Origin of the sequence: Humibacter sp. (assembly GCF_035547335.1) — a bacterium.
Classification (GTDB): domain Bacteria; phylum Actinomycetota; class Actinomycetes; order Actinomycetales; family Microbacteriaceae; genus Humibacter.
Genome location: NZ_DASZVF010000080.1, coordinates 25,704 through 50,380 on the forward strand (window position 1 = coordinate 25,704; position 24,677 = coordinate 50,380).

The window sequence follows — 24,677 nt, forward strand, 5'->3', positions numbered from 1 at the left end:
TGAAGAATCCACGTTCTTTTGTTAGCGTGAACCAATGGATGCCGACACCGCCGATATCGCCACGATCGGTCACCGAATCCGCCACTTCCGCACCCGCTCGGGTCTGACGCTCGAACGCGTGAGCGACCTCGTCGGCCTCTCGCAGAGCCAGCTCTCCATGATCGAGAACGGGAAGCGGGAGCCGAAGCTCACGGTTCTGCAGTCCATCGCCGGCGCGATCGGAGTCGATCTCGCCACGTTGCTCGTGGCCGAGCCCCCCGACGAACGCACCGCATACGAGCTCGAGCTGCGCAGGGCGCAGAGCTCGCCGCTCTACACGGCGCTCGGGCTGCCGACGGTGCGACCGACCAAGGGGACGCCGACGGAGACGATCGCGGCCCTCGTCGGCCTCCATCGAGAACTGGCGCGCCAGGCCAGCAAGGCGATCGCCACGCCCGAGGAGGCGAGGCGGGCGAACACCGAATTGCGCGAGTGGATGCGCGAACGCGACAACTACCTGCCCGAGATCGAGCGGCTCGCCGAGGAACAGGTCAAGGCATCCGGCCACGTGGCGGGAGCGCTCACGCACCGCGAGGTGAGCGTGATGGCCGAGCGGCTCGGCTTCCAGCTGGTCTACGTCGACGACCTGCCGAATTCGACGCGCTCCATCACGGATCTGGAGAACGGGCGCATCTATCTGCCACCGGCATCCATCCCCGGCGGCCACGGGCTGCGGTCGATGGCGCTGCAGGCGCTCGCGCACCGCGTGCTCGGGCACGAGAGACCCGGCAGCTACGCCGAGTTCCTTCGGCAGCGCCTGGAGATCAACTACTTCGCCGCGTGCTGCCTCATGCCGCAGAGCGCTGCCGTCGCGTTCCTCCAGCAGGCGAAGAAGGAGCGCGACCTGGCGGTCGAGGACTTCCGCGACGCGTTCGGCGTGACGCACGAGGCGGCATCCCTGCGCCTCACCAACCTCATCACGGTGCACCTCGGCATGCGCATGCACTTTCTGCGCGTCGGCGACGACGGCGCTCTGTACAAGGGCTACGAGAACGACGGCCTGCCGCTGCCGAAAGACGTCACAGGCGCGATCGAGGGGCAGCTGGTGTGCAAGAAGTGGAGCGCGCGCGACGCGTTCGCCCAGACGAACCGCACCACAGAGCTGTACCAGTACACCGACACGCCGGCGGGCACGTACTGGTGCGCCACCCAGACCGGTCGCAGCGACGACGGCAGCTTCACGATCACCGTCGGGGTGCCATTCGCGGATGCCAAGTGGTTCCGCGGCCGGGAGACCACGGCGCGCGTCACCTCGACGTGTCCTGATCCGTCGTGCTGCAGGGCACCGGATGCCTCGCTCGAGTCGTCGTGGGCCGACAAGGCGTGGCCCAGCGCCCGGCTGCACGCGCACATCCTGTCACCGCTGCCGACCGGCGCGTTCCCCGGCGTGGACGACGCCGAGCTGTACGCGTTCCTCGATGCTCACTCCGGACCGCTCGGAGCGTGATGTCTCACCGATCCGAGCCGGCGGCCACCGCGGCGTACTCCCCGCGTCTCTTGGGGCGCTCCCCCGTCCGTCGAGGCGCTCCCCCGTCCGTCGAGGCGCTCCCGCGTCACTTCGGCTGCATGCGGATGGCGCCGTCGAGCCGGATGACCTCGCCGTTGAGGAGCGGGTTCTCCACGATGTGACGCGCGAGCGCGGCGTACTCGCCCGGGGTGCCCATGCGCGACGGATGCGGGATCTGCTCCTCCAGTGAGCGCTGGACGTCCTCGGGCATCCCGGCCATCATCGGCGTCTGCATGATGCCCGGCGCGATCGTCACGACGCGGATGAGCAGCTTCGACAGGTCGCGCGCGATCGGCAGAGTCATGGATGCCACGCCGCCCTTCGACGCCGAATAGGCGGCCTGGCCGATCTGGCCGTCGAAGGCGGCGACGGACGCGGTGTTCACGATTACGCCGCGTTCTCTCGTGTCGGGAACACCGGGCAGCGACTGCGCCTCGACCGGCTCGTTCCCCGCCATGGCGGCGGCGGCGAGCCGCACGACGTTGAAGGTTCCGATGAGGTTGATCCTGATGGTGCGTTCGAAACCGTCGAGGGGCAGCGCCCCGTCGCGACCGACGGTGCGCCCTGCGGTGGCGATGCCGGCGCAGTTCACTGTGATGCGCAGCGGCGCCAGCTTCTGGGCGGTGTCCACGGCGGCCTGCACCTGATCGGCGTCGGTCACGTCGGCGGGCGCGAACACGCCCCCGAGCTCCTCCGCCGCCGCCTCGCCTGCCGACGAGGGCAGGTCGACGATGACCACCCTCGCCCCGGCCTCGGCGAGCACCCTGGCCGTGCCGTTGCCCAGCCCCGAGGCGCCTCCCGTGATGATCGCACTGCATTCCTGAATCCGCATATATCCCTCCGGTTGTTGTTGGCAGCGGGCCGGCGTCTCAGAGCCGCTCGATGATGGTGGCGTTGGCCATGCCGCCGCCCTCGCACATGGTCTGCAGGCCGAACCGCCCGCCGGTGTGCTCGAGGCGTGCAAGCAGGGTGCCGAGCAGCCGCGTGCCGCTCGCCCCGAGCGGATGCCCCAACGCGATCGCCCCGCCGTCCGCATTCAGGCGGTCGGGGTCGGCGCCGAACTCCTCCAGCCACGCCAGCGGCACAGGCGCGAAGGCCTCGTTCACCTCGTACGCGTCGATGCCGTCGAGGTTCAGCCCTGTCTGTTTCAGGATGCGGGCGGTCGCCGGCATGACGCCCGTGAGCATGTAGAGCGGATCGCTGCCCGTGACCGCGAACGCGTGGAAGCGTGCGCGCGGCGTGATCCCAAGCTGCTCGGCGCGGCGCGCGCTCATGATGAGCGCGGCGGAGGCGCCGTCGGTGAGCGGCGACGAGTTGCCCGGCGTGATCTTCCAGTCCAGTTCCGGGAAGCGCGCGGCGAGCGCATCCGTGCGGAACGAGGGCGACAGACCGGCCAGGGCCTCGACCGTGGTGGCAGGCCGCACCGTCTCGTCGACGGACACGACTCGGGTGCCGCCGTCGGCATCCGTGACGTCGACGGGCACGACTTCCCGATCGAACTCGCCCGCTTCGGCTGCCTCGGCCGCCCGCCGGTGCGACAGCGCGCTGAACTCGTCGAGCATGTCGCGCCCGAAGCCGTACTTCTGGGCGATCAGTTCCGCGGAGACACCTTGGCTGACCAGCCCGTCGGGATAGCGGGCGGCCAGCCGCGTGCCGTACGGGTCGCGTGCGAGCGTCGACGACCCGATCGGCACCGAGCTCATGGACTCGACGCCGCACGCGATGACCACGTCCTGCATGCCGGACATGATCGCCTGCGCCGCGAACGACGCGGCCTGCTGGCTCGAGCCGCATTGACGGTCGATGGTCGTTCCCGGCACGTGCTCGGGGAACCCTGCGGCAAGCGCGGCGTTGCGCGCCGTGTTGAACGTCTGCGGTCCGACCTGGCCGACGCATCCGGCGATCACGTCGTCGATGGTTCCCGGGTCGAGGTCGTTGCGGCGCACGAGCTCGGCCAGCAGATCGGCAAGCAGATCGACCGGATGCACGCCGCTGAGAGCTCCTCCGGGCTTTCCGCGACCGCTCGGGGTGCGCACCACATCGACGATGACGGCCTCTTCGACGCTCATGGCCCCAGCCTACGGCGCACGGCGGATGCCACGCGCCCTGCACCGAGACGGGGCCCGGAGGCAACGCCTCGCACGCCGCAGCAGTGCAGTCATCTGGATGCCTCAGCTGAGAAGGCGTCAGGGGTCGACGATACGACCGACGGCGGCTCTGCGCAGCAGGAGGTGCTCGCGCATGGCGGGGTCGACGGTGAGCGAGATGGCGCGTTCGAATGCCGCGTCCGACTCCGCGCGCCTGCCGGCATCGGCCAGCAGATGCGCTCGCGTCGCCCAGGCCGGCTGAAACCGGGACGCGGCGGGGTCGGCGATGCGATCCAGCTCGGCGAGGCCGGCGTCCGGGCCTTCGACCTCGGCGAGCGAGGCCGCCATGGCCACCCTCGCGCCGAGCGTGGGTGCCACCGCCACGAGCGCACGATGCAGCGTCAGCAGCGTTCCCCGATCGACGGTCCCGGTGCGAGCGCGATCGTCGTGCGCCGACTGGATCGCCGCCTCCAGCTGGAACCGGCCGATCGCCCGGAGGTCGCCGGACGGATCGATCGCGAGCCGGCTCGCGGCGAGAAGGTGACACTCGCCACGCGCGATGAGGTCGGCATCCCAGAGCGTGACGTCCTGCTCGTCGATAGACACGAAGCGCCCTTCACTGTCGAGCCTCGCCCCGGCACGGGCGAGCGACAGGCAGATCATGGCGGCGAGACCGAGCACTTCAGGCTCCCGCGGCAGCAGGCGCACCGCGATCTCGGCAAGCGCCAGCGCTTCACCGCTCAGCGAGCCCGGCGCCCACAAGTCCCGCTCGCTCGTGCCCGCCACGAGCGCCCAGTCGATGGCATAGGCGCCGTAGATCGCCTCCAGCACGGCGGGAAGGCGTTCCGTCAACACCTCCCGGTTCGGCTCGGCGAACGGGATTCCCGTCTCTTTGATGCGACGCTTCGCGCGCACGAGCCGTTGCGCCATCGCAGGAGACGGCACGGCGAACGCTCGCGAGATGCGTTCGGCGTCGACGCCGAGCACCGTCTGGAGCATGAGCGGCGTGCGCACAGCGGCGTCGATCGCAGGATGCGCGCAGACGAAGAGCAGCGCGAGACGACGGTCGGGGATCTCATCCGGCTCCACCCGTTCGGGCTCCTCCGCAGCAGGCTCGTGAACCAGGTCGGACTCCAACGAGCGCGTGCTGTGCTCCGACGAGCGGAGCCAGTCGAGCATGCGATTCCTGGCGGCGACGACGAGCCATCCGGCGGGATTCGCCGGGATGCCGTCACGCTGCCACGTGCGCAAAGCGCGCTCGAACGAGTCCTGGAGGCAGTCTTCGGCGAGCGCGATGTCGCGCGTGCTCGCGGCCAGCACGGCGAGCATCCTGCCGTACGACTCGCGTACGACGTTCCTCAGCGCGGCACCGACGGCATCGTCGCCGCCGGTGGGCGCGAGTTGGTTCAGTTCCCCCACACCCACTCACCGTCGATGAGCGAGATCTCCGTGGGTCTCACCTCGATGACGCCGTACTGGGCGCCTGGGCACTTCTCCGCCCAGGCGATGGCGGCATCCAGGTCGGGCACGTCGATGAAGAAGGCTCCGGCGAGCCTTTCCTTGGTGTCGGCGAACGGGCCGTCCTGCACAGTGAGCCCGCCGTCCCGCAACGTGACCTGCGTGGTGTTCGCCACCGGCTTCAGGATCTCGCCTGCCACCAGCACGCCCGCCTCAGCGAGCGCCTTTCCGTATTCGTCGAACGCCACCTTGAAGGGTTCCATGTCTTCTTCGGTGACGTTCGCGTCCTGGGCTTCCAGAGCGTTCAAGAGCAGTGCGTACCGCATTTCGTCATCCTCTCACTCTCCACAGCGCCGTCTGCGCTTGCTTCTGCAGTGATGACGAGTGAGGTCGCGAGTGATCGACAGCGGTCGCCGAGTCAGCGTCAATTGACTCGCGAATCAGCGAGCTCGACCAACCCTCAATCAGTTGTGTTCGCCGCTTCGCCGCTGAAACAACTTCAACCCTCAGTCAGTTGTGTTCGCGGCTTCGCGCTCGACAATTTCACTCGGGTTGGTCAAGCGAGCGAGCTCGCTTGACCACCCTCAATCAGTTGTTGGAGAGGTTGTTGCCGCACTCGTAGAACGCCGTCGTGAGGTTGTCGATGGCGGCGAGCGCCGCGTCGTCCCCGCCGTAGTTCAGCGCGTAGATGGCGAACGTGAGGTTCGTGCCATCCTTCGCGTGGATGACGCCGGCGAGCGTTCTCGCCGTGTCGATCCATCCGGTCTTCGCGTTCACGTGGCCGACCGCGTTCGACGAGAAGGATCCGTCGAACCTGCCGTATCCCGGACCCAGCGTTCCGGTCTTGCCTGCGATGGGCAGGCCGTCGTAGATGGAGCCGAGCGCGCCCTGCCGGTTCAGCACCTTGACCATGAACTGGGTCAGGTACGAGGCCGGCACCTTGTTGTCGGCGCTCAGTCCGGATCCGTCGGCGAAATAGAGTCCGTTCTCCGAGATGCCGTACGCCTCCAGGCCCTTCAGCGTTCCGGCGTTGATGGCCGAGAAGCTGTTGCCCGCGCCGGTCTTGATGGCGACGAGCCGGGCAAGCTCCTCCATGATCGTGTTGTCGGAGTACGTCAGAGCCTGCTCTGCCAGCGCCGACACCGGCTGCGAGAGCACCTGGCCGAGCTGCTTGGCGCCGGCTGGGGCCGTGCCCGAGCTGATCGTGACGTTCCCGCCGAGGTCGTCGGCGAGCGCGTTGGCCGCTCGCCCGACGGGATCCGTGCTCCGCGGCGACTCGACGGCGGTGGGGTCGTTGCGGTCGCCGTCGACCATGAACGAGGTCATGTACGGCGTGGATCCTTCGACCACCCGTTCCTCGTGCTCATCCCAGCTCGGCTGCCAGACGGGGCCCGAGTACAGGGACGTGTCCACCACGAGCGAGGTGATCGGCTGGCCGGCATTCGCCGGGTCGGATGCCCATGCCTGCTTCACCTGGTTCGCCAGTTCGTCGAGGTGCGGCGCGCCCGTGTAGAACGAATCCTCTCCGGTGGGAAGGCGGGTCAGGGTCACATCGCCGCCACCGATCACCACGACCTGGCCGGGCTGGGAGCCCTTCACGACAGTCGTCGGCACCCGGTAGTCCGGCCCGAGGATGCTGTACGCCGCCGCTGCCGTGAGCATCTTCAGCACGCTGGCCGTCGGTGCAGGGTTGGCCCCGTTGCGGTCGAACAGCACCTCGCCGGTCGACGCGTTCATCACCTGCGCCTCGAGCGTGCCGAATCCGCTGTCCGCCGCGTACGACGCCACGGAGCACGTGCGGATCTTGCTGGGAGCCGGCGCCGACGCGGGCGTCGGACGCACCGTCGGCTTCAGGGTCGGCGTGGCCGTCTCGGTGACCGGGGCTGATGCGCCTCGCGCGCTGGCGGCCGGTGCGGATGCCGCTCCGATGCCGAACGAGAGACCGCTGAGCACCACGACCCCTGCCGCGATGCCGGCGATCAGCGAGGTGCGCGGATTCTTGCGGATCCAGGCGAAGATGCCGTCGAATGGGCCACCGCCGCGGCCGCCGCTTCCAGCCCCGCCGCCATTGCCGCCGCCTCCGGCCCCGCGGCCGCCATTACCGCGGCCGCGGCCCGCGCCGGAGCCGCCGCCCGTCGCGCCGGAGCGATCGCCACCGCGACGCCCGACGGATCCGGAGAGGCGCGCCCAGAGAGCACCGAGCGTCGATGAGGCCGCGGCGCCGGCCGAGTCCTCGCTGCGGACACGCTGGGCAGGTGCGGACGGGCCGGTCGCAGAGTCACCGTCATCGGCGACCTCCTCGATGGGGCCTCCGAACCATGCGTCGCCGGACGTGCTCGCCGCGGCCGGAAGTACCTCTGTCGGATGGTCGCCGGTCGCGGCCATCGAGTCGCCGACGGGTGGCAGATCGCGAGCGCGAACCGGCAGCCGTGTCGCTTCGCCTGCGGCCGGGGTGACGGGTCCCGCCGGAGGAAACGTGAACCCGCGAGTGGGCGTGACCGTTTCGTCTCGCGGACGAAGCAAACCGTCTCGCTGGTCGGCGGACGCTCGCGCATCCGCCGGTGGCGGCACCGCCAGCGTGTGACGGGGCTCGGGGGCCTGACCTGCCGGAGACGAGTCGTCGACGGGCGACTCCATCGGAGACGGGCCGTCCACGGTCGGTCTCATCGGAGACGGACCATCGACGGACGATCCGAACGAAGACGGGCTGTCCACGGGCGATTCCATCGACGACGGGCCGTCGATTGGCGCTCCGAACGGAGACTGGCCGTCGATGGCTGCAACGATCGGTGCGGTCTGCACGTCCGACTCGTCCGGCCCTCCGAAGAGCACGGGCGTCACGGGATGAGGCTGGGTCTCGGGCTCGCTGCCGTGGCCTGCGCCGTGCCGACCGGAGGCGGCATCCGCCGAGCCATCGGCATCCGCTCGCATCCGCCGACGAGGACCGAGTCCCGACCCGGCGTCGACGTCGGATGTCGTCGCCTGCTCAGCTGTCGCCGATCGTGGCGTCGGGGTCTCCTCCTGCGGCCGAGGCGTGGCCGCGGGTTCCGCCACGACCGGGTTCTCCTGCGTGGCGTCGCCGAGCAGAGCGCTCAGGCCCAATTCATCGAATGCGGACTCAGTGGGATCGTCCGATCGGCGATCTCGGCGCGACCGGGGGGACTCGTCGTGCATTCGCCCGAGTGTACCGACGGCACCTGGGAGAGTTCGGGAGCAGGATGCCCATCATCGCCCGCGCACTGACCGGATGCTCAGACTTCCTGCGGATAGACCAGCCCGATACGCGACCGCACAGCGTCGAGCGTGCGCATGATCGACACGGACTCCTCGGGCGGCATGATGCTGCTCGCCGTGAGGCCGGCATCGATCAGCCGCTCGGCCTCCCTGACCTGGAACTGCTTGCCTCCGCCCTTGATGCGCGTCTTGTACTCCTCCACGACGTGCCCTTCGGTGTCGACGACGCGGAAGTTCGTCGGTGTGTACCAGACGCTGTCGATCTCGATCGCGGCATCCGTTCCCACGATCATCGCCGTGTTCGCAGCGCGGACATCGCTGGCGCAACGCGTGACGGCCAGTGCCCGGTCGCCGTAGCCGAAGACGGTGTCGGTCGCGGCATCCACCCCCGTGCTGCTGAACCGCGCGGCGGCTTGCACCGAGTCGGGTTCGCCCAGCAGCATCGACGCGAACGAGATTGGGTAGACGCCGAGATCGAGCAGCGCGCCGCCGCCGAGCTCCGGCGCGTTGATGCGGTGCCGCGGATCGCTCGGCAGCAGCTGCAGGTGGTCGGCGCTGAATCCGCGGAGCGTGCCGAGCGTGCCATCGGCGATGATCTCCCTGATGCGCTGCACGTGCGGAAGGAACCTCGTCCACATCGCCTCGAGCACGAGCAGTCCCCGGTCGGCGGCAAGGTCCGCCACCCGCTGCGCCTCCCCCGCGTTCAGCGTGAACGGCTTCTCGACGAGCACGTGCTTGCCGGCACGCAGGGCCGCCTCCGCGTTGGCGGCGTGCTGGGGATGCGGCGTCGCAACATAGACGATGTCCACGTCGGCATCCGCGACGAGGTCGTCGTACGAGCCGTGTGCCGTCGGGATGTCGAACTCGTCGGCGAACTCCTCCGCGCGCACCTTGGTGCGTGAACCGACCGCCGCGATCGAGTGCCCGTCGTCGATGAGCTCCTTCGAAAACGTGTGCGCGATGCTTCCTGTGCCCACGATGCCCCAACGGATGTCGCCCATCGCTCCCCCTCGACCTCGAACGGCTCGCCTCGCACGGCGGATGCCGCCAGCGTACCGGGACGGGGGAGCCGCACGTCCTCCGGATGTGTGGTCGGAACAGGTCCGTTGATCCGCTAAGCTTGTCTGCTGTGCGTGGGAGACCGCGCCGCGCCGCCTTAGCTCAGTCGGCAGAGCGATTCACTCGTAATGAATAGGTCGTCGGTTCGATTCCGACAGGCGGCTCCAGCGAACGGAAGGGTCCCGAAAGGGGCCCTTCTCGCATTTGCAGGCCCGACACATCCGGGGGGGCAGTCCCGACACATGTATGCAGGCCCGACACATCCGTGGCAGTGCCGACACATCGATGCAGTCCCGTCACAGCGATGTCGGCGCCGGTCTGGCATCTGAGTTCGGTCGGCTGCGCTGCCTCGCGACGCCGCGTTCGCACCGGCCGAACGGCGGTATGCCCTCGCGGTTCGGTCAGACGCCCTCGTTGCGCACGAGTTCGCGCAGCTCGGCGAAGGAATCGATCAGGCGGTCCGCGAGAGCACCGTGACCTCCGGTCTCGGCCCAGCACGACCAGGCATGCCGGATAGCGGCGAAGGCCACGAATGTCACGAGCCGTGCCCGGCTGTGCAGGCGCTCGGGGTCGTCGGCCAGGAGAGGGTCCTCACGTCTCAGGCGTCGCTCGACGACCGATACCAGGTCGAACTCCAGCTGCTTCATGCTGGCCATGCGCAGAGTGAAGAGATACGGATACTCGCGCAACAGTGTGCGCCGAAGGCCCTCCAGGTCCGCGCCGTCGGGGTTCGGCTCCTGATCGACCGTCGTCAGCAGGAGGTCTCGTATCCCATCAAGCATCGATTCGCCAGGACCCGCTGCGACGAACCGGTCGACCGACTCGGCGTCGGGCAGCTCAGGCAGATCCCCGATGACGGCGGCTTCCTTCGTCGGGAAGTAGTTGAAAAACGTGCGTGGGGAGACGCCGGCCGCGTGGCTGATCTCCTCGACCGTGACGCCGTCGTAGCCGCGGTCGAGCGCCAACGTCAGCACGGCGCGCTGAATGGCGTTGCGTGTGGCGATCCGCTTGCGCTCGCGGACGCCGGACTGCGCCTCAGAACCGGTGGCGATCACGCGCCCATTATTGCAGTCAGTGCAAAACGCCGCCGAAGAACGTTCAGCATTCCGGGTCCTTCTGAGGCACGGTGCCGTCGACGAGGAAGGCGTCCACGGCGTCGTTCACGCAGGAGTTCGACTTGTTGTACGCCGTGTGACCGTGACCGTGGTACGTCACGAGATGTCCGCTCTCGAGCTCGTGGGACAGGTTCACGGCCCACTGATACGGCGTCGCCGGATCACCCGTGGTTCCGACGACCAGGATGGGCGCTGCTCCCGTGGCGTGGATCGGGGCGGGCGTTCGCGTCGGCTTGTACGGCCACACGGCGCATCCGATGTCGCCGTACGACATGTAGGGCCCGATGACGGGTGCCGCCTGGGTCAGCTCGGTCGCCTGCTTCCGCATCGTGGCGGGGTTCGCGTCGGAGGGATAGTCGAGGCAGTTGATCGCCGTGAATGCTTCCGTCGAGTTGTCGGAGTACGTGCCGTTCGAGTTGCGCTCGTAGTAGCCGTCGGCGAGCGAGAACGCCACCTTCGCACTCCCGCTCATCACGCTCTGGAAGAGGTCGTCGAGCAGACTCCACGCGCTCGAGTCGTAGAGCGGGTAGATGATCGCCGTGACCATGGTGTTGGCGCCGAGCTCGCGGCCGTCCGAGTTGCGGATGGGACTGGCATCCAGCGACGCCAGCAGGTGCGAGATCGTGGACAGGGCGTCGTCGACGGACCCGGAGAATGGGCATCCCTTGCGTTTCAGGCAGCTCGTCACGTAGGCGGTGAGCTCCTGCTCGAAGCCCTTCGACTGCCCGAGGTTGACATCGAAGCTGCTGGAGGCGGGGTCGAGGGCCCCGTCGAGCACCAGCCTGCCGACATTCTTCGGATAGAGGCCGGCGTAGGTGGCGCCGAGCAGCGTCCCGTAGGAGTAGCCGAGGTAGTTGAGCTTGGCGTCGCCGAGCACCGCGCGCAGCACATCCAGGTCCCTGGCCGCGCTCGTGGTGCCGACCTGACCGAGCAGAGCGCCCGTGTTCTGCTTGCACGCGGAAGCGAATGCGGCCGCCTGACGTGTCGACGACTGGATCCACTGGTCGGAGCCGCGCTGGCCGGGCGTGATCCCGAAAAGGTACTCGTCCATCTTCTTGGCGTCGTAGCACTTCACGGCCGTGGATGCGCCGACGCCCCGAGGATCGAAGCCGACGATGTCGTAGTGCTCCTGGAGCTTCTTGTCCACGGCGTACGAGAGGCTGTCCCGGATGAAATCGACGCCGGACCCGCCAGGACCTCCGGGATTGACCAGGAGCGAACCGAGGCGCTTTCCTGTTGCATAATGCCTGATCAGCGCCAGTTCGACGCTGCCGGAAGACGGATCCGACCAGTCGAGCGGCACCTTCGCCTTCGCGCACTGGAACGTGCCGCATGCCCGCCAGTCGAGGTGCTGCCCGTAGAACGGCGCGAGCGCGGCCGAGACCTTCTCCGAGCGCGGCGTCGAGGTGTCGGGCGCGTGCTGCGCCGGGAAGCATCCGCTCAGCGCCAGTGACAGCGCCACCGCGATCGCGGCGACGACACCTACTCGCCGTATGCGACTCGATCGCCTCATCGGGACTCCCCTCCAGCCTGCCGCCGAGCCGCGACCAGCATCGCCTCGACGGCGAGCGCCGGCGCCACGTTTCCGTCAATCCGTTCACGGGCGGTCTGCACGGCATCCATGGTGGCCAGCGTGCGTGCCGGCGTGGATGCCTGCGCAGCGGCTTGCAGACGCTCCGCCAGCTCCTCGTTCACGAGCTCGACGCCGGCGCCGAGCTGCAGCATGAGGATGTCGCGATACAGCGAGAGCAGGTCGGTGAGGATGCGGTCGATCCCGTCGCGCAGGCTCCTGGTCGCCCTGCGCTTTTGGTCGTCCTCGAGCTGTCGCAGTTGTGAGCGGAGGCCGGGAGGCACGGTGCCTCCCTCCTGGATGCCCAGCGACTGCAGCGCGTGAGCGCGTTCTTCCGCGTCCCGTTCCTCGGTGATGGCCTTGGCGTCGGCTCCGGCGATCTCCAGCAGCCTGGCGGCACCGGGAACGACGTCGCCTACCGTCCGGATGCCGAGCGCGAGGTCGAGCGTCTCCGCCCGCCGTGCCCTGGCATCCTCGTTGGTGGCGAGACGGTGCGCCATGCCGATGTGGCTCTGCGCGTGGCGGGCCGCTCGCTCGGCCACCTCTGCAGGGACGCCGTCACGTCGTTCGATCAGGCCGGCGACATCGGACACCGACGGCACCTTCAAACGGACCGTGCGGACCCTGGAGCGGATGGTGGGCAGGAGGTCGGCGTCGCTCGGCGCGCAGAGGATCCACACGGTGCGCTCCGGCGGTTCCTCCAGAGCCTTCAGCAGGACGTTGGAGGTACGCTCGGACATCCGGTCGGCGTCTTCGATCACCATGACGCGGTACCGGCTCACCGATGGTGAGAACTGGGAGCTCGAGACGAGCGAGCGCACCTCGTCGATCGAGATGATGACGCGTTCCGTGCTGAGCACGCTGAGGTCCGGATGCGTCCGCGCGAGCACTTCGCGCGTCGTGATCTCGTCGCCGTCCGGGCCCTCCGGGCTGAGCAAGGCGGCCGCGAACGCGTATGCGAGATTCGAACGGCCCGAGCCGGGCGGCCCGGTGATCAGCCACGCGTGCGTCATGGCGGACGACGCCGTCGCCGCTGCCGCGGCGCGCAGCGTCTCGATCGCGTCGGGCTGCCCGGTGAGGTCGTCCCACACCGGCTTCTGCGCTACGGGCATGACTCGACGCTACCGGGTGCGTCCGTCAGCGTTCGCCACCCGCTCGGGCTCCGCGCTCGCCTCCGCCGCATGGCCGGAGCTCGGCGCCGCCTCGTGCCGGCCGTCCACCCCGTGCTCGCGCTTGTCGCTCGCTCGCCCGTGCGGCGTCGCAGTGTCGGACGGAACGATGCCTCGTTCCGCCAGGAGCAGTTCGACACGCTGCCCGATCTCGTCGGCCAGGTGCTCGGCGGAGCCGGCGCCGTCCACCACCATGAACCGGGAGCGTTCGACCTCGGCGAGTGCCAGGAAGGCTGTGCGCACGCGAGCGTGGAACTCGGATGCCTCGGCCTCGAGCCTGTCGAACCGCTTCTGCGCAGCGTCGAGGCGACTACGGGCATCCGATTCGTCGATGTCGAGCAGCACCGTCAGGTCCGGCAGCAGATTGTCGGTGGCCCAGAGCGAGAGCTCGCGGATCTCGGCGGCGTCCAGCTCTCGCCCCACACCTTGGTACGCGACCGAGGAGTCGAGATAGCGGTCCTGCAGCACGATGGTGCCCGCCTCGAGCGCGGGGCGCACGACGGTGGCGATGTGGTGAGCGCGATCAGCGGCATACAGCAACGCCTCGGCACGCGGCACGATCTGCCCGTTGTGGTGCAGCACGAGCTCGCGGATCTCGAGGCCGACATCCGTTCCCCCCGGCTCCCTCGTGTGCAGCACGGAATACCCGGCGGCCCAGAGCCGACTGGCCAGCAGGGACGCCTGCGTCGACTTGCCGGAACCGTCGCCACCTTCGAACGTGATGAAGACGCCCCGAGCACGGTGCGAGGACTCGTCAGCGTTCTCCCCGCCGGGCACACCGGACCTGTCGTCGGTCATGAGTCAGCGCCGCTCGTCTCCGCACCACCCGTCTCCGCACCGGAGACTCCCGAAGTCCTCGCAGAGGTCTTCGCCGCCCGGGTGCTCCTCGCGGATGTCGTGGCCGGCGCCTTCTTCGCCGCCGATGCGGTGGTCGGCTTGGCAGCCGCTGCCGACTTCGCGGACGTCGACTTCGAGGAGGTCGACTTCGCAGCCTTGGACTTGGTGGCCGTCGACTTCGCGGACGTGGACTTCGCGGACGTGGACTTCGCGGACGCCGACTTCGCGGTCGTCGTCTTGGCCGTCGACTTCGCGGCCGACGTCCTCGAGGTGCGACGGCCCGCGGCAGGCCTCTTCGCCGGCCCCTTGGCGCGCTTGTCGGCGAGCAGCTGCACGGCTCGTGCGAAGTCGATCTCCTCGACGGACTCGCCGCGCGGGATCGTGGCATTCGTCTCACCGTCGGTGACGTAGGGGCCGAAGCGCCCGTCCTTCACGCGCACAGGCTTGCCGCTCACCGGGTCGGCGTCGAACTCCTTGAGCGCGCTGGAGGCGCGACGAGCGCCGTACTTCGGCTGGGCGAACAGCTCGAGCGCGCCGGGCAGGTCGATGTCGAAGATGGCGTCCTCGCTCGGCAGCGAGCGCGTGTCGGCGCCCTTCTTCAGGTAGGCGCCGTATCGGCCGTTCTGCGCCAGGATCGGCTCACCCGACTCCGGATCCTCGCCGACCGTGCGCGGCAGCCCGAGTAGTTTGAGCGCGGTGTCGAGATCGATGGTCCCCGGGTCCATGGACTTGAAGAGGGATGCCGTCCGCGGCTTCTCCGCTTTGGCCGCCTTGCTGGATTTCGCCGGCTTCTTCTTCGTCTGACGCACTTCGCCCGTTTCGAGATCCACGACCTCGTCGACGGCATCCGTGATGTCCACCGAATCGGGGACGGGCGCCTCTTCTGCTTCCACCTCGGTGACGTAGGGCCCGAACCGGCCGTCCTTGACCACGACGAGTTTCCCGTTCTCAGGGTTCACGCCGAGTTCGCGGTCGGACTGCACGGGTGCTTCGATGAGCTCGCGTGCTCGTGCGACCGTAAGCTCGTCCGGGGCGAGGTCGGGCGGGATGTTCACGCGCCGCGGCGGCGCATCCGGCCCTGCATCGGGATCCGGCACTTCCAAATACGGCCCGTACCGGCCGATCCGGAGTGTGATGTCGTCGGCGATCCGCACCGAATTGATCTCCCGGGCGTCGATCTCGCCCAGATTGTCGACCACCTGACGCAATCCCCGGTGATCGCTGCTGCCGAAGTAGAAGCCCTTGAGCCAGTCGGCCCGTGTCTCCTCGCCGTCGGCGATCCGGTCCAGGTTGTTCTCCAGCTCCGCCGTGAAGTCGTACTCCACCAGGTCGCCGAAGTGGTCCTCGAGAAGCCGCACGACGGCGAAGGCGATCCAGTTCGGCACAAGGGCCTGACCCTGCGCTGTCACATACCCGCGATCCACGATCGTCGAGATGATGGCGGCATAGGTAGAGGGACGCCCGACTCCGAGCTCCTCCATGCGCTTGACCAGGCTCGCCTCCGTGTAGCGCGGCGGCGGAGAGGTCTCGTGTCCCCTCGCCTCCACATCGCCGACGATGAGTGCCTGACCCTCGGTCAGAGGCGGTAGTTTCGCCTCGTCCGACGTGGTCTCGGCGTTGCGCTCTTCGTCGCGGCCCTCCTCGTACGCCTGCAGGAATCCGCGGAACGTGATCACCGTGCCGCTGGCGGTCAGCTCGGCCAGTGTGCCGTCGAGGGCGCCCTCGCGCACACGCGCCTCGATCGTGACCGACGCCGTCTGTCCCTTCGCGTCGGCCATCTGGGATGCCACCGTCCGCTTCCAGATCAGCTCGAACAGTCTGAGTTCGTTCCCGTGCAGCACGGATGCCATCTGTGCAGGTGTGCGCCACGTGTCACCCGCCGGACGGATCGCCTCGTGAGCCTCCTGCGCGTTCTTGCTCCGGTTGGGGAAGGTGCGCGGAGCATCCGGCACCGAATCGGCGCCATAGAGCGCCTTGGCCTGCGCCCTGGCCGCGCTGACGGCTTGCGCCGACAACGCGGTCGAGTCGGTGCGCATATAGGTGATGTGCCCGTTCTCGTAGAGCGACTGGGCCACGCTCATCGTCTGCCGAGCGGTGAACCGAAGCTTTCGGGCGGCCTCCTGCTGAAGCGTGGAGGTCGTGAACGGCGCCGACGGCTTGCGCGTCAGCGGCCGCGTCTCCAGTTTGGCGACGGTCACGGCGGTCGAAGGTTGCCGAAGGGCGTCGGCCAGTGCACGGACGGAGTCCTCGTCGAACACTCGGGCCTGGCCCTTGAGGCGACCCCGGTCGTCGAAGTCCCTTCCGCTGGCGACCCGCTCCCCGTCGACACGGTTCAGCCGGGCTGCGAAAGACTGCGCGTCGTCGCCTGCGGCGAGCTGGGCGATGAGGTCCCAATAGGATGCCGCGACGAACGCCATGCGCTCGCGCTCGCGATCCACGATGAGCCGGGTCGCCGGCGACTGCACCCGACCTGCCGAGAGTCCCTGGCGCACCTTGCGCCACAGCACGGGCGACACCTCGTAGCCGTACAGGCGGTCGAGGATGCGGCGCGTCTCCTGAGCGTCGACCAGCGACATGTCCAGCTCGCGCGTGTTGTCTTTCGCCTGCTCGATGGCATCCTTCGTGATCTCGTGGAACACCATGCGCTTCACGGGAACCTTCGGCTTCAGCTCCTCGAGCAGGTGCCACGCGATGGCCTCGCCTTCGCGGTCCTCATCCGTGGCGAGCAGGAGCTCGTCGGCGTCCTTCAGCAGCTTCCTGAGCTTCGACACCACGCTTCTGGCGCGGTCGGACACGACGTAGTACGGCTCGAAGCCGTTGTCGACGTCGACGCCGAACTGCCCGAAGGCACCTCGCTTCTTCTCGGCCGGGATGTCCTTGGGCTCGATCAGGTCACGGATGTGCCCGACCGACGCCTCCACCGTGTATCCGTCGCCGAGGTACTTCTCGATCGACTTGACCTTGGTCGGCGACTCGACGATGACCAGCTTGTTCCCTGGCACCTGTCTCCTTACCTCGACTGCTTGTCTCGAATGCTGCTCGCGGCGCGACTGCCGGTCGTGCAACGACTTCTGCTTCTTCTAACGTCTGCTCTTCATAACCATTGCCACGTGGGTGCGGACCGCCTCGCCCGGTTCGCCCGCTCTGCGACATCGTGGCATCCGATGGGATCTCCTTCGATGGCCGCCCGGATCCGAGTCGCCCCGCCTTCGGTGAGAACGCTCCTGCTGGTGTTTCCGGCAGGACGGTCACGCCAGAGTCATCGGTGGGATGCGCAGAGCCGGTTGGCGCGCTCGCCTCGCCCTTGCCAGAAATGCGGCTGCGCCCCCCGCTCTCTTCCCCGATGGCGCCGTCGGCTCCCCATTCAGGTAGAGCCGCGCCGCTCATCAGGCACACCATACACACGTTCGCCGCCTGACTGCCTAATTGTGCTCGCGCCGGCAGGCGGTGTGCCGTCACAGGGTTCTACCGGCGTGGCACCGGCGGCGAGGCCCGCGCCGCTCGGTTCGGCATCCAAGCTCGCCGTGACGCTCATGGTGCGCGCCGGCGGACGCGAGCCACCGCAACGGGGAGGGTTGACCCCCTGCCTGGCCGGAGGACAATGACGATATGGGTACTTCATCGAGCGGTGCCTACACCGCGAAGCTGACCGACGGACCGCTTGAGGGCAAGACCGTCACGACGGGTTTTCTGGAGTCCGGCGATCCGCAGCCGCGAATCGAGATCAGCGCAGGCAGCGGAGGCAAGCGGTACGTGTATACGCGTTCCGGTGGCGTGGAGTACGCCTCCGACGCAGGCGACTCGGAGCGTCCGACGGCCGTCGACTACCGCTACATAGAAGCCGTCTTCGGCTGACGGCTGTGGCGCGCGACGCGTCGGAGCCGGGACGCGACGCCTGCTCAGGGGTCATCCCCCGCTTCACGAGCATCCGGCGGCCCAGCGCGCGCCCGGACCGTGATCGTCACACCGGCGACGTCCTTCTCTGCTGTCACCACGGCGAACGGGCCGTCGACCTCACACGAACCCAGGACAGCATCGTTGAGTTGCGCTGCGCGTGCCGCCCTGTCGCACGGAGCGCCGGGAACGCGTCCGCTCGCCGCGTCAGCCGCTGCGAGCGCCGCGGCATCCGCAGCGGCGGATACGTGCTGCTTGGCAGCCAGCAAGGCGCACGCGCCGACTGCAGCAGCCGTGGTCAAGAGCAGCGCGGCGAGCAGACCGACGACGACGAGTGATGCGGATCCGCGCTCTCGAGTGCGCATCATGACCCGGCCTCCGCGTCAGCCTCCTCGTCGCCGAGCGCGCAGCCCTCGCCGCGCACGGTGAGTCCTGTCAGCGCCGCCGGCCCGGCGGCGGGTTGCGCGACGGAGACACACACGAAGTCGCCGCTCCGGCGAACAGACACCGCGGCCGATCCCACAGCTCCGACCGTTCGCTGGTTCATCAGCCCTTCACTATCTCCTCTGGCCACCGACCGCGCGCTATCGGCCGCGGCGTCCGTGAGCCTGGCCTGCTGCACCACGACCTCGATGGCACCGAGCCCGAATGCGAGCACGAGGAGCACTGCCGGAATCACCGCGGCGAATTCAGCCGTGACGCTGCCTCGTTCCCCGCAGAACCGACTGGCTCCGCGCATCCCGAGACGTGTCGACGCCCAACTTTTCGATCGAACCGACCCCGACCATCCCGGCGTCCGCGTCGATCGGCGAGCGAGCAGCTCACCACTTCGCGCCCGACCGCTTTCGACCTGCTGGCTCGTCGCTGCGTGCGCGGTCATCTCAGTTGGCGACGGTCAGCGCGCGACGTACGAGATCGGTCAGGATGCCTCGCACTTCATCGCCACGGAGGATCAGCACGAGCAGGCCGGCGAAGCCCACGGCCGCCATGGTCGCGACCGCGTACTCAGCGGTGGCCGATCCGGTTTCGTCGGCCAGCAATGCGCTGAGCCGGCCGGGTCTTTGCGCATGACCGAATCGGACGCTTCGGCTATTCCGCAGCCCGCGTACCCCGGAGCGCGCTCGCTGCGGCGATCTCGGCTCCAGTCTGAATCGGTATTCGAGTGACGATCGATCCCACCCCGAGTGCACACGGATAGGCCGGATGATGGCTGCCTCTTGTCGCTTCGCGACGGACCGGAAAGCGCGTCGTTCTGGTTCTGCTCTCAGCTGCACCTTGTTCTCCTTTTGATCGTGGTACCTCGCCACCCGAGGCGAATGGCGTTCGGGCGGCCATGAATCCGAGCTTCCTCGGTGTGAGCGCACGGAGCGGGAGCGTTCCCGGCATCCGTGCGCAGTGTTCATATGCCGTGGAGTGTGGAGGAGAGGATGGCCATCACGAGCGGGGCCACAGAGAGCAGCATGAAGGCCGGAAGCACGCAGACGGCGAGCGGCGCCATGAGGCGCACGCCGAGCGCAGCCGATGCGGCCTGCGCGGCGCTGCGGGCATCCCGTCTGGCCTGCTCGGCTTCAGACCGCAGCAGTTCCACGGTGCCGACGCCCGCGCGCTGGGCCAGGTTCAAGACGGAGTGGACGGCATCCTGATCGGGCGGAGCGAGGGCGAAACGCGAGCATCCGCGAGCCACGCGGGTCAGAGCGCCAGGCGCGGACCCGCCGCCCGACATGGCGACCGCAACGAGTTCGACCGCCAGGCCCGGCATCGGTTCCCGCGGCGTCGCCCGCTTCAGGAGCGCACGGTTCCAGGAGCGTGCGGCGAACAACAGGGCCGCACCGGCGCCCAGGCACGAAAGGCCTGCTGGGGTCGCGACGAGCACATGCAACGTGTCGAATCCCAGGCCTGCACCGAACAGGATGCCGACGGCGGGCAATGCGAGCACAGTGCGTGCCGTTGCCCGCGGTCCGGCCAGTGCGGCATCCCGGTCGCGCTGAGTCTGGCCGAGGTCGCGCAAGGCCGACGCCAGATCGCGCAGCGACTCGGCCAGAGGCGCCCCCGACTCGGTGGCCACTTGGAGGGCGACCGCGAGCCCGCGCCAGGCGAAAGACACCTCCTTCGACTGGCGCGGGCGGCCGAACCGAGGCCTGGGCCCGGCCCGCGTCGCGTCCGCGGCGGCTGCGATGGCCCTTGGCACGTCGCCGCCCCGTCGAGCCGCGATCGCCGCGGCCTTGACGACGGCATTCGTAGGGTTCGGGGTCTCTTTCGGTCCGCCATCGTCGCCGCTCGCCTCCGCAAGGTAGTTCCATGCCGCGCCGGGCGGCACCCCGGCCGCCAGGAGCACGGCCAGCCGCTGTGCGGCATCCGCAACCTCCTCGACAGCCGGTCGGGAGAGTCGCTTCGACTTCACTGGCTGTCGCGCAACTCCCGTCTCGCCAGACCGGCCAGCCCGACCCGCGGACGTCGTCCTCCGGCTCACGGCGCGAGCTCCTGCACCGACAGCCGGCCGCCCGCGTCGAGGCGGAACTCGCCGCAATGCGCCACACGACGCACGCCCGCGACGCGTTCCAGGTGCACGACCAGGTCGAATGCGCTGACCGCCTGACGGGCCGCCGCCGAAGCATCCATCTCAGCGAGCGCACCGAGCGCCTCCAATCTGGCCGGCACATCCTCCATCGAGTTCGCATGCAGGGTGCCGGCTCCGCCGTCGTGCCCGGTATTCAAGGCGGACATGAGGTCGCGGACCTCCGCACCACGGCACTCCCCGACCACGAGACGGTCGGGGCGCATCCGCAGGGCCTCGCGAACCAGGCGGTCCAGGCCGATGGCTCCGGCTCCCTCGAGATTCGCCTGCCGTGCCTCCAGCGCCACGACCTGTGGATGCTGCACGTGCAGCTCCGCGACATCCTCGACGCAGACGATGCGTTCCTCCTCTGGCGCTTCGGCGAGCAGGGCCGACAGGAGCGTGGTCTTTCCGCTTCCTGCTGCGCCGGTGACGAGCAGGTTCGCGCGCCGATGCACGGCCTCGGCGAGGCGTTGACGGTAGACGCCGAGCATGCCCGCGGCATCGAGGTCGTGCAATGCGAATCGGCGGGCGCGTGGCACGCGGATCGAGATCAGCGTTCCGTTCGTCGAAATGGGCGGCAGCACGACGTGCACCCGGATGCCGTCGGCGAGCCGCACGTCCACGCACGGATTCGCCTCGTCGACGTGCCGCCCTCCGAGCGCGACGAGTCGCACGGCGAGCCCACGAAGAGTGCGTTCGTCGCAGGACCAGGCCAGGTCCCGCACCGCGCCCGAGCCGGCATCGATCCAGAGGCCTCCGGGCCCGTTCACGAACACGTCGGTGACCTCCGGAGACGCGACGTACGGCGCCAGCGGTCCGAAGGCCGCCCAGTCGATCGGATGCTGCCGGCCCTCGCTCGTGCCCAGGTCGCGATCCGATCGCTCGAGCATCGCCCCCGAAACCTCCGCGTCGTCTTCCAGAGATTTGCTCGACGAGGTCTCACCTGGCGCGACAGCGCCGCGGGCCGGCGCCTTAGATCGTCGGACGGTGCCGTCATCCCCTGGTGCCGTCAGACGGCCCACACCGGGAGAACGATCAGGTGCCAGGTAACCGGGAGCATGACTTGATGCAGAGTGACCCGGAGTAGGACCCGGTGCGAAGCGGCCCGGAGAATGGCTCAGTGCGGCGGGTGACCCCGAGGCCATCCCACCACCGTCGCCTGAGGTGCCATCGCGCACCCACCAGCCCGCAGCGTCATCCGCGCGGCCGCCCTGCTCTGCGGAGGCGCGTGACGGACGCAGACCACCGGGCCATGGCGTTTCACGGGAGGGCGCACGAGAGCCGGTGCGAGCGCGACCGGGATCCCCACCACTAGGTACGAATCCGGCGGGCGCAGCGGTGTGCGCGACCACGTTGCTCGTCGCGGCTCTTTCGGCCGAGCTGCTGCCGGTGGAGACGTCGTGCGGCGGGAGTCCCATCGGCCTGAACCCTCGCGATGGGGATCGGAGTCGGTCGCCGGACGAGTGCCAGCGATCGCCTCCCTCCCGCACCGTCGGCACGCTAGCTCCAGTTAGGCCGTCACGGCCGACGACGATGTCGCCGGGCGGACCCTCAGGCGGTCGTTCCGGCCTCGATCCCCCGAGCAACGGCGCCGGACCCCGCACGCGCTGCGCGGGAGGGCGGGGAACGAAGGGGACGGTGCTGGAACGGGATCGTGAGGCGACGGGCATGTCGGGACACTACGGATCGCGCCGGACGCCTCTCGCCGCCTCGCGCCCTTCCGTGCAGTATCGGGCGAGCAGCGCCATTGGGGAGGACGAGTACGAGTCGCGCGCCGACGGCCACCGCTGAAGCCCGCACGGCTTAAATGCAAGGGGCGGCACCTATTGGGGGGAACAGGTGCCGCCTCAGCGACGAGGGATTGGGGGGAATCGCTCTCGTCGCACGCCAGAATTATCATTCGGCCGATGGCTAGTGTACGCCATGCGACCTATCGCGCAAGAGGCATTTTCCACTGCCGAGAACGGGGCATCCGGAGGCTTCCATCGCGCACCTGAGGCACCTCCGCGAGGCGGCCAACGCGGCCCATACTGCGGCGTGTGACGGGCATCCGTCGGCCGGTTCGCGACGCAACGGAGCAAACGGTATCGTCGTCAGCGTTGCGCCAGCCGCCCCTTGTCTCACCTCGCGAAGGAGCGAAATCCATGTCTTCAGACACGATCGACAACCTGCTGCACGAGTCGCGCCGGTTCGCCCCCGACCCGGACTTCGCAGCGAATGCGATCGCCAAACCAGAGCTGTACGAGCAGGCGAGGGCCGACCGTCTGCAGTTCTGGGCTGACCAATCCCGCGAGTTGCTGCACTGGCACAAGCCGTTCACACGCACGCTCGACTGGTCCAATCCTCCCTTCGCGAAATGGTTCGACGATGGCGAGCTCAACGTCGCCTACAACTGCCTCGACCGTCACGTGCTCGCCGGCAACGGCGACCGCGTGGCCATCCACTGGGAGGGCGAGCCCGGCGACAGCCGCACCATCACGTACGCGGAGCTGACGGCAGACGTGAAGCGCGCCGCGAACCTGCTCACGAGCCTCGGCGTGCGGGAGGGCGACCGGGTGGCCATCTACATGCCGATGATCCCCGAGGCCGTGGTGTCGATGCTGGCCGTCGCGCGCATCGGCGCCGTCCACTCCGTCGTCTTCGGAGGTTTCAGCGCCGACAGCCTGCGGCAGCGCATCGACGACGCCAACGCGAAGCTCGTGATCACGGCCGACGGCGGATACCGAAAGGGATCCGTGTTCCCGCTCAAAAACGCGGTGGATGCGGCGCTCGCCGACGGTGGAACGAACGTCGAGAGGGTGCTCGTGGTGCGCCGCGGCGGAAACGACGTCGAATGGGTCGAGGGTCGCGACCTGTGGTGGCACGAGGAGCTGCCACTCGTGGACGCGGACCACGAGGCGAAGGCGTTCGCCGCCGAGCATCCGCTCTACATCCTGTACACGAGCGGGACCACGGGTAAGCCCAAGGGCATCGTGCACACGTCGGGCGGCTACCTCACGCAAGCCGCGTACACGCACAAGAACGTCTTCGATCTGCATCCGGAGACCGACGTCTACTGGTGCTCGGCCGACATCGGCTGGGTCACCGGACACACCTACGTGGTCTACGGCCCGCTCGCCAACGGCGCGACGCAGCTGCTCTACGAGGGCACTCCGGAATTCCCCCAGCCCGGACGCTGGTGGCAGCTCATCGAGAAGTACAAGGTGAGCATCTTCTACACGGCGCCTACGGCCATCCGGTCCTTCATGAAGCAGGGACGGCAGATCCCGCAGCAGTACGACCTGTCGTCGCTGCGCGTGCTCGGCTCGGTCGGAGAGCCGATCAACCCCGAGGCGTGGATCTGGTACCGGGAGGTCATCGGAGGCGACCGCACGCCCGTGGTCGACACCTGGTGGCAGACGGAGACCGGAAGCATCATGATCTCGCCGCTGCCCGGTGTGACGACAGCGAAGCCTGGCAGCGCGCAGATCCCGCTGCCCGGAATCTCGGTCGACGTGGTGTCGGATGCCGGTGTGCCCGTCGGCGCCGACGAGGGCGGCCTGCTCGTGATCACCGAGCCGTGGCCGTCGATGCTGCGCGGCATCTGGGGCGACCCTGAGCGGTACAAGGAGACGTACTGGTCGAAGTTCGGCGATGTCTACTTCGCCGGCGATGGAGCCCGGCGCGACAAGGATGGCGACATCTGGCTGATGGGCCGGGTGGATGACGTGATGAACGTCTCCGGCCACCGTCTGTCGACGGCGGAGATCGAGTCGGCCCTCGTCGCGCATCCGTTCGTGGCGGAGTCGGCCGTCGTCGGCGCCTCTGACGAGACGACGGGACAGGCCGTGGTGGCGTTCGTCATCATCAAGGGCAACCAGCGCGAGGCGGCGAGCGCCACGGATGTCAACTCCGAGTTGCGCTCGCACGTCTCGCAGCAGATCGGCGCGATCGCCCGTCCCCGTGACATCTACGTCGTGGAGGAGCTGCCGAAGACCCGCAGCGGCAAGATCATGCGCCGGCTGTTGCGCGATGTCGCCGAGGGACGCCCGGTCGGCGACACGACGACGCTGGCCGACACCACCGTGATGTCGATCATCACCGAGAAGCTCACCGGCGGGGTTGCGCCCTCAGAGGACTGACACGCCGCGGTGCCGCGTCTCGCCGCACCG

General features: G+C 68.7%; 18 protein-coding genes, 1 tRNA gene and 1 pseudogene. 4 read left to right on the plus strand and 16 right to left on the minus strand.

Annotated elements, in window-relative coordinates:
• The first annotated feature begins 34 nt into the window (after positions 1 to 34).
• Complete coding sequence (locus VHB92_RS16070; protein WP_325454779.1) at positions 35 to 1,486, plus strand: helix-turn-helix domain-containing protein; 1,452 nt, start codon at positions 35 to 37, stop codon at positions 1,484 to 1,486.
• A 106-nt stretch (positions 1,487 to 1,592) separates the two neighbouring features.
• Here the strand turns inward: VHB92_RS16070 and VHB92_RS16075 are convergent, their stop codons facing one another.
• From VHB92_RS16075 to VHB92_RS16100, 6 genes are all read right to left on the minus strand, one after another.
• Positions 1,593 to 2,378 (minus strand): 3-hydroxyacyl-CoA dehydrogenase, encoded by a 786-nt coding sequence (locus VHB92_RS16075; RefSeq protein WP_325454780.1) that lies wholly within the window; start codon positions 2,376 to 2,378, stop codon positions 1,593 to 1,595.
• Between the two features lie 37 nt (positions 2,379 to 2,415).
• Positions 2,416 to 3,615 carry a thiolase family protein gene (locus VHB92_RS16080; protein ID WP_325454781.1) on the minus strand — a complete coding sequence of 400 codons (1,200 nt, stop codon included), beginning with the start codon at positions 3,613 to 3,615 and terminating at the stop codon, positions 2,416 to 2,418.
• 117 nt (positions 3,616 to 3,732) lie between these two features.
• Positions 3,733 to 5,052: an RNA polymerase sigma factor gene (locus tag VHB92_RS16085; protein WP_325454782.1), complete on the minus strand. Its 1,320-nt coding sequence runs from the start codon at positions 5,050 to 5,052 to the stop codon at positions 3,733 to 3,735.
• Positions 5,040 to 5,417, minus strand: a complete 378-nt coding sequence (locus tag VHB92_RS16090) for a YciI family protein (protein ID WP_325454783.1) — start codon at positions 5,415 to 5,417, stop codon at positions 5,040 to 5,042. Before VHB92_RS16090 ends, VHB92_RS16085 begins: the two co-directional genes overlap by 13 nt.
• A gap of 262 nt (positions 5,418 to 5,679) precedes the next feature.
• A complete protein-coding gene (locus VHB92_RS16095) occupies positions 5,680 to 8,265 on the minus strand; it encodes a D-alanyl-D-alanine carboxypeptidase (protein WP_325454784.1) in 2,586 nt (861 codons plus the stop codon).
• Positions 8,266 to 8,342: 77 nt separating this feature from the next.
• The gene (locus VHB92_RS16100; protein ID WP_325454785.1) at positions 8,343 to 9,326 is read right to left on the minus strand and encodes a Gfo/Idh/MocA family oxidoreductase; all 984 of its coding nucleotides are present in this window, start codon (positions 9,324 to 9,326) and stop codon (positions 8,343 to 8,345) included.
• Positions 9,327 to 9,475: 149 nt separating this feature from the next.
• Here VHB92_RS16100 and VHB92_RS16105 point away from each other — a divergent pair.
• Positions 9,476 to 9,551: transfer RNA gene (locus VHB92_RS16105), tRNA-Thr, on the plus strand.
• A gap of 234 nt (positions 9,552 to 9,785) precedes the next feature.
• On the opposite strand, the gene VHB92_RS16110 is transcribed toward VHB92_RS16105, so the two are convergent.
• From VHB92_RS16110 to topA, 5 genes and pseudogenes are all read right to left on the minus strand, one after another.
• Positions 9,786 to 10,439, minus strand: a complete 654-nt coding sequence (locus tag VHB92_RS16110) for a TetR/AcrR family transcriptional regulator (protein WP_325454786.1) — start codon at positions 10,437 to 10,439, stop codon at positions 9,786 to 9,788.
• A 43-nt stretch (positions 10,440 to 10,482) separates the two neighbouring features.
• The gene (locus VHB92_RS16115) at positions 10,483 to 12,012 is read right to left on the minus strand and encodes an alpha/beta hydrolase (protein WP_325454787.1); all 1,530 of its coding nucleotides are present in this window, start codon (positions 12,010 to 12,012) and stop codon (positions 10,483 to 10,485) included.
• A complete protein-coding gene (locus tag VHB92_RS16120) occupies positions 12,009 to 13,181 on the minus strand; it encodes a DNA polymerase III subunit delta' (protein ID WP_325454788.1) in 1,173 nt (390 codons plus the stop codon). The genes VHB92_RS16115 and VHB92_RS16120 overlap by 4 nt, the downstream gene beginning before the upstream one ends.
• A 180-nt stretch (positions 13,182 to 13,361) precedes the next feature.
• Positions 13,362 to 14,036, minus strand: a pseudogene (tmk, locus tag VHB92_RS16125) (dTMP kinase); the annotation flags it as partial.
• Positions 14,033 to 17,077, minus strand: coding sequence for a type I DNA topoisomerase (gene topA / locus VHB92_RS16130; protein ID WP_325454789.1), 3,045 nt, complete (start codon positions 17,075 to 17,077; stop codon positions 14,033 to 14,035). The gene topA and the pseudogene tmk, both read right to left, overlap by 4 nt.
• 607 nt (positions 17,078 to 17,684) lie before the next feature.
• On the opposite strand from topA, the gene VHB92_RS16135 reads away from it, so the two are divergent.
• Positions 17,685 to 17,930: a hypothetical protein gene (locus tag VHB92_RS16135; RefSeq protein WP_325454790.1), complete on the plus strand. Its 246-nt coding sequence runs from the start codon at positions 17,685 to 17,687 to the stop codon at positions 17,928 to 17,930.
• 44 nt (positions 17,931 to 17,974) lie between these two features.
• Here the strand turns inward: VHB92_RS16135 and VHB92_RS16140 are convergent, their stop codons facing one another.
• The 5 genes from VHB92_RS16140 to VHB92_RS16160 all read right to left on the minus strand — a co-directional run bounded on the left by VHB92_RS16140 (position 17,975) and on the right by VHB92_RS16160 (position 21,416).
• Positions 17,975 to 18,337 (minus strand): Rv3654c family TadE-like protein, encoded by a 363-nt coding sequence (locus tag VHB92_RS16140; RefSeq protein ID WP_325454791.1) that lies wholly within the window; start codon positions 18,335 to 18,337, stop codon positions 17,975 to 17,977.
• On the minus strand, positions 18,334 to 18,849 hold the full coding sequence (locus VHB92_RS16145) for a TadE family protein (RefSeq protein WP_325454792.1): 516 nt from the start codon (positions 18,847 to 18,849) through the stop codon (positions 18,334 to 18,336). Before VHB92_RS16145 ends, VHB92_RS16140 begins: the two co-directional genes overlap by 4 nt.
• A gap of 1 nt (position 18,850) precedes the next feature.
• On the minus strand, positions 18,851 to 19,009 hold the full coding sequence (locus VHB92_RS16150; RefSeq protein WP_325454793.1) for a DUF4244 domain-containing protein: 159 nt from the start codon (positions 19,007 to 19,009) through the stop codon (positions 18,851 to 18,853).
• Between the two features lie 359 nt (positions 19,010 to 19,368).
• Positions 19,369 to 20,370 carry a type II secretion system F family protein gene (locus tag VHB92_RS16155; protein WP_325454794.1) on the minus strand — a complete coding sequence of 334 codons (1,002 nt, stop codon included), beginning with the start codon at positions 20,368 to 20,370 and terminating at the stop codon, positions 19,369 to 19,371.
• Positions 20,371 to 20,435: 65 nt separating this feature from the next.
• Positions 20,436 to 21,416 (minus strand): TadA family conjugal transfer-associated ATPase, encoded by a 981-nt coding sequence (locus VHB92_RS16160; RefSeq protein WP_325454795.1) that lies wholly within the window; start codon positions 21,414 to 21,416, stop codon positions 20,436 to 20,438.
• Between the two features lie 1,254 nt (positions 21,417 to 22,670).
• Between VHB92_RS16160 and acs the strand changes: the two genes are divergently transcribed.
• Entirely contained in the window at positions 22,671 to 24,647 is a 1,977-nt protein-coding gene (gene acs, locus VHB92_RS16165; protein ID WP_325454796.1) for an acetate--CoA ligase, read from the plus strand.
• Positions 24,648 to 24,677: the final 30 nt, after the last annotated feature.

Bases quoted from the DNA above. Each gene is read 5' to 3' on its own strand.
- VHB92_RS16115 (WP_325454787.1), bottom strand. From the start codon at position 12,012: ATGAGGCGATCGAGTCGCATACGGCGAGTAGGTGTCGTCGCCGCGATC.
- VHB92_RS16100 (WP_325454785.1), bottom strand. From the start codon at position 9,326: ATGGGCGACATCCGTTGGGGCATCGTGGGCACAGGAAGCATCGCGCAC.
- VHB92_RS16080 (WP_325454781.1), bottom strand. From the start codon at position 3,615: ATGAGCGTCGAAGAGGCCGTCATCGTCGATGTGGTGCGCACCCCGAGC.
- VHB92_RS16090 (WP_325454783.1), bottom strand. From the start codon at position 5,417: ATGCGGTACGCACTGCTCTTGAACGCTCTGGAAGCCCAGGACGCGAAC.
- VHB92_RS16140 (WP_325454791.1), bottom strand. From the start codon at position 18,337: ATGATGCGCACTCGAGAGCGCGGATCCGCATCACTCGTCGTCGTCGGT.
- VHB92_RS16120 (WP_325454788.1), bottom strand. From the start codon at position 13,181: ATGCCCGTAGCGCAGAAGCCGGTGTGGGACGACCTCACCGGGCAGCCC.
- VHB92_RS16070 (WP_325454779.1), top strand. From the start codon at position 35: ATGGATGCCGACACCGCCGATATCGCCACGATCGGTCACCGAATCCGC.
- VHB92_RS16095 (WP_325454784.1), bottom strand. From the start codon at position 8,265: ATGCACGACGAGTCCCCCCGGTCGCGCCGAGATCGCCGATCGGACGAT.
- VHB92_RS16075 (WP_325454780.1), bottom strand. From the start codon at position 2,378: ATGCGGATTCAGGAATGCAGTGCGATCATCACGGGAGGCGCCTCGGGG.
- VHB92_RS16160 (WP_325454795.1), bottom strand. From the start codon at position 21,416: ATGCTCGAGCGATCGGATCGCGACCTGGGCACGAGCGAGGGCCGGCAG.
- VHB92_RS16135 (WP_325454790.1), top strand. From the start codon at position 17,685: ATGGGTACTTCATCGAGCGGTGCCTACACCGCGAAGCTGACCGACGGA.
- VHB92_RS16145 (WP_325454792.1), bottom strand. From the start codon at position 18,849: ATGACCGCGCACGCAGCGACGAGCCAGCAGGTCGAAAGCGGTCGGGCG.
- acs (WP_325454796.1), top strand. From the start codon at position 22,671: ATGTCTTCAGACACGATCGACAACCTGCTGCACGAGTCGCGCCGGTTC.